The sequence below is a fragment of the Brevibacillus migulae genome, assembly GCF_004521915.1.
Lineage (GTDB): Bacteria > Bacillota > Bacilli > Brevibacillales > Brevibacillaceae > Brevibacillus_F > Brevibacillus_F migulae.
The window spans coordinates 1-3,112 of sequence record NZ_SDKD01000051.1; the positions used below are offsets into that span (position 1 = coordinate 1).

2 protein-coding genes are annotated in these 3,112 nt (G+C 40.4%); one reads left to right on the forward strand and one right to left on the reverse strand.

The window, feature by feature from the left end:
* The first annotated feature begins 416 nt into the window (after positions 1–416).
* Entirely contained in the window at positions 417–938 is a 522-nt protein-coding gene (locus EIZ37_RS25390; RefSeq protein ID WP_134687554.1) for a MerR family transcriptional regulator, read from the forward strand.
* 292 nt (positions 939–1,230) lie between these two features.
* Here EIZ37_RS25390 and EIZ37_RS25395 read toward each other — a convergent pair whose 3' ends face one another.
* Positions 1,231–2,238, reverse strand: a complete 1,008-nt coding sequence (locus tag EIZ37_RS25395) for a hypothetical protein (protein WP_134687555.1) — start codon at positions 2,236–2,238, stop codon at positions 1,231–1,233.
* Positions 2,239–3,112: the final 874 nt, after the last annotated feature.

Below are 3,112 nucleotides of genomic sequence, written 5' to 3' on the forward strand. Positions count from 1 at the left end.
CGTGGAGCTGACGAATACTAATCGGTCGAGGACTTATCCACTTTACTATCCTTACAACTTGCGTATTCAGTTTTCAAGGTACAAATAGAAAGCCATCCGAAATGGATGGCTTTTTTGCTATGTATTGAGTCCCGATAATCTACATTATGTCATCTAACGTCCGAATCCCCATATTCGGACGTTTTTCGCTGTTATGAGCGATTAGCACTCGACCACTCGTCCCAAAAAGTCCATTCAGAGTGGACAAAAGAAGAAAACATCAAAAAAAACAGGATCTCTCGTTTGCTCCCGCTTGCTTTAATTCTCTTTTCTTTTAACTCCATAAATGATTTAAACCCAATTGGGAAAAACAGGATTCCCATCATGTGATGCTGAAATATAGTCACAACATAATGCCATTATAATGGGGGGTCACTATGCAAACAAAAGCTTATTGGATAAGCGAGGTAGCAGAGCTGACAGGCATAAATATCAATACCATCCGAAAGTATTGCTTATTACTCGAACAGAACGGTTACAGATTTGCTCGTGACGAACAGGATCGACGTGCATTTACACCCCAGGATGTAATCGTGATCGAGGAAATAGCCCGTATAAAGAAATCCGATAAACTCTCTCTTGATGAATCTGTATCACGTGTTGCAGAAATGTACGGCAAAAAAGAGGGACCCGGCATAATGCCAAGCATTATATATAATGCTCATAATGACGAGAAAAACCTTGTTGTAGAAGGGATTAAGGCTCAATTAGATAGCATTACAAAGCGCATGGATGAAATGGTTAAATTCAATGAATCGCTTGTTACAGAGTTAGAAAAACGGGACAAAGAGCATTACAAACGTTTTGATGAGCTAATGAATGCTCAATTAGAAACACGCCGTATGATTGCGGCTGCGCAAGAGTCCCCTAAGAAAAAATGGTATCAAATTTGGAAGTAACGCTCTTTCGTCAAGGGGCGCTGAGGAATAGCGGACTGGAGCGAAGTGAAAGGAGCATATGCCTCAAGTGGCAAAGCGAACCCCTTGATGAGTCTCAAAAGGTAAGCTAAAACACTCCTCGCAACTTACTGTTGCGGGGATGGCAAGCGCCGAGCGTTTTTTTAATTCTAGTCACGCTCTTAAACCGAATAGAAGGCCCCTATTTCCTCTTTTTACATATCACCCTATAAAGAGATACCCCTATTAATAAAAAACCCAAATTTACCCCCTTAGAATTGGTCTAAGGACGTCTTCAATGCTGCAACTCTTGCTTGAGTGCATATACTCTGTTCATTGCTTCTTCTTTCACAGGAACCAGTAATGCTTGAGCAATCCCCATTTGTTTGCAAATAATGCTCGTTGCATCGTACTTACTAAACCCAGGACTTTGGTGAACCATATCTAAAACTGCATACATGTGATAAATCGTTAATTCAGCATGCTTGGTTTTCCAATAGCGCCATATGTCTCTTGATAAAACGACTAGATTAAGATTCCCCTTTGCGTTTTCACGTGGGAAGAATTTTTCTATGAGGGTGTCCAAAATGAGATATTCTTGTTCATCTTCAGAAGACAGAATTAACGAATGAGCTTGGCTCCCTATCTCTCTATCAGTTTCTGTAGTCTTTATAGTAGTCTCTGGTATTGTTCCGTCAAATTGACGAATGCATTGTGGCGCGGGTTCGCAGCACTCGATTTTTTGAAAAACGCATTGTGGCGCGGGTTCGCGGCATTCGTCAATTTGGTGGTTTTGGCCTCCGTCAAATTGACGAATGCTTTCCGACGCCGGTTTGTCGCATTCGTCAATTTGACGAATGCTTTCTGGCAAGGGTTTATCGTCATTTAGTTTATAGCCATCTAAACCAAAACCGATCTCCTGAAGCTGTCGTTGTAACTCCGGAAAATTGACTTTGTATTGATAGGTTCTGTCCGCTTTTTTGTTTGGATTATTTCGCCGCAAAAGAATCTTTCGGTCGACTAATTCACTCAACCGTCTTTCAATTGATTTTTCACTCGCAATATTAAATAGCTCTTTTTCTTTGAGTTCTTTCGCCGATTTCCAAATCCAACCGTCACGTTGAATAGGTTTTACTTTAAGTAAGCCTTTTTCCCATTCTTCAAAGGAGGCCTCATATGATTTTTGAAGAATGTTTGTCCAGTATAAAAACTGATTTAAAATCATTGCTGAGATTGCATCGCCTAAAAGCACAGCAAATTCTTCTTTGATTACAACTCGTCCTAATTTTCTTGCTTCCGCCATGTTTAGTTCTCCCTTTCTGCTTGCGGGAGAGTCTACCCCATGTTACGATAAAGCCAATAACTGAATGAAAAAGGGCATATTTCCTTTCTCTTATGAGGGGATGCTCTGAGTGTTTACCCTATCTAGTGAAGTAGATCCACCATGGATCTCCCGTGAATAGCTGAGCAGCTCTCGTAGCTCTCCCTATTCTCCCTATTTAGAGTAGACTCTCCCTTATTTTCTTTTTGAGAAACCACCGCGGGCGGCGAAACCATTGGTGGTTTTTCGCATTTATTAAAGTCTATCAGCGTTTCCTTTGTTTGCCTAGCCAAAAAAGCCAACGGTTTGTAGTTGTTATAAGCGTTGAATTCTGCCTTTTAAAAAAGGGGTAGTATCTTTTCTGATCCCATTGAATAAATACACTTTCTACAAGCTGGATCCTTTTGAGTTAGAGGCAGTATCCATCACAAATCAAGTTGCAGAGCAACTCCCAAACATTTTTTGTTTAGGGCGGATTTTCAGTGTTAAGAGAACGCCATGTGATAAACGAGATGGGGTTTCCAAATTTTACATTTGATTTAGTCTGATTGAATATGCTAGATTATAAGTCCGCCCATTGAAGGGCGCTAAACTTAATCCTGTCTCTTACTGTAGAGACTTGATAATAAAGGTTATTACCAAGCATTCCCGCTTGAAATTAGTTGGCTAAACGTGATAACCTGTTATTCCGCGCTTCTGAATGAAGTGAGGAATGAAACATTGAGTTGAGAGAATAACCAATCATTTCCGGTTGATTCGAAACACTCAAACATGTTATATTGATCTTCCGCCCATTTGGTGCGGTAGTGAAAATATGAAAATGTTCTTTGAAAACTGAACAGCAAAGCGTGAAACG

Bases quoted from the DNA above. Each gene is read 5' to 3' on its own strand.
- EIZ37_RS25395 (WP_134687555.1), bottom strand. From the start codon at position 2,238: ATGGCGGAAGCAAGAAAATTAGGACGAGTTGTAATCAAAGAAGAATTT.
- EIZ37_RS25390 (WP_134687554.1), top strand. From the start codon at position 417: ATGCAAACAAAAGCTTATTGGATAAGCGAGGTAGCAGAGCTGACAGGC.